This window comes from Cetobacterium somerae ATCC BAA-474 (genome assembly GCF_000479045.1).
Lineage (GTDB): Bacteria > Fusobacteriota > Fusobacteriia > Fusobacteriales > Fusobacteriaceae > Cetobacterium_A > Cetobacterium_A somerae.
Map to the genome: position 1 here is coordinate 1 of NZ_KI518132.1, position 1442 is coordinate 1442.

Consider the following 1442-nt stretch of genomic DNA (forward strand, 5'->3'; position numbering starts at 1 on the left):
TAAAAATAAGTTTTTAAAAATTGATTTTAACTTATAAATGTGGTTAAATAATAGAAAAGTTATACCTAAAAAATAACTACAGGAGAGTGAGCATGCAAAAAATATCTATAGAAATATTTGAAAAAATTTATAATATAGAAAATTATTTAAAGAAAAATAGTATCAAAGAAATCTGGATAAAAAAAACTATTATTAATGAAGAGAAGGAAAATATAGACTTTTTTAATTCGGTGGTTTTGGCATTCGATACAGTAGATACCTTAAATACTAAAATAGAATCTAAATTTCTAAAGTTTATTTTAAAAGAAATTAAAACAGTGGAAGAAAGTTATCTGTGTTTTTATGAAAAAGATGAAGAGAAAAATGAAACAGAAGAGGAAATAAAAGACTTTTTAAGAAAAAATAAAAATGAATTCATTGATAATCTTTTAAATTGGAATGAGCATAATATTTATTTTATAAAATTTAAAGAATTACCAGATATTACTAAAAAAGGATTATTGGAAGAGTTTATAGAAGAATATCCTCTTGAGGAAAATAGCTATATGAATCTATGTGGAAATAAAGAAAAAAAACAAAAATTAATCGAAAATTTAAGAGAGAAAAAAGAAAAAATATTAAAATATTTAACAGGAACCTATTTACTTCCAGAAGGGAACATTAATGATATATTAGATATAAAATATTTTATAAGCTATTATGAAAAATTAAATTTTGTTGAATTTGCTGACGAAAATGATAATCAAATAAAAAAAGATTCATTACAGAACGCTTTAAAGGGAAGCTTATACAAAAAATCTCTGTTAATAGATTATTTAAATACTTTAGATGGAAAAAAATATTTTTCTAAATCGTACTTTAAGCAAGCTTTCTATTTGTATATGAGATATATAAGTCTATTAAGAGAGGAGATAACTTCAAAGAAAATATATATAGAAAATCCATCTAATCAAAGTGCAGCTTTGACTATAAGAATAATGGTTGGAACTAGAAAAAATAATAGTTACTTAGAAAAATTGAAAATGGAAGGAATAGATCCCGTAAAAATTAAATTATTAAAAAAATTACACGAAGAATACCAAAGTGCAAAAAATAAAATTAAAACAGAAGATACATTAGATTGTAAAATAGAGATAGTAGATTTTATAAAAAGTTTACAAAATAATTATGTAATAAAAGGTTTAAATAGTCCAATTTTTAGAGTAAAAATAGTTCCAATATTTGAATTAGATAACCTAGAAAACTCTAAGTTATATTATATAGCAACAAAAAATACTGACTATTTAGGACTGTATAATAAAGTTTTATCCGAATTAAAAAATGAAAGTTATATTTTTGAAAATAGTGAAGCAAAAGAACGGATAAAAATATTTGATAAAGACGAGATAGATGAAGTAGGAGAAGTAGTTGGAGTCTTCTTCAAATTTTGTGTAAATTCTAAA

The 1442-nt window shown here is 21.9% G+C and carries 1 protein-coding gene; it reads left to right on the forward strand.

What is annotated here, in order from left to right:
• Positions 1-92 precede the first annotated feature (92 nt).
• On the forward strand, positions 93-1442 hold a 1350-nt coding region (locus tag HMPREF0202_RS05995; RefSeq protein WP_023052259.1), incomplete at its 3' end, for a hypothetical protein.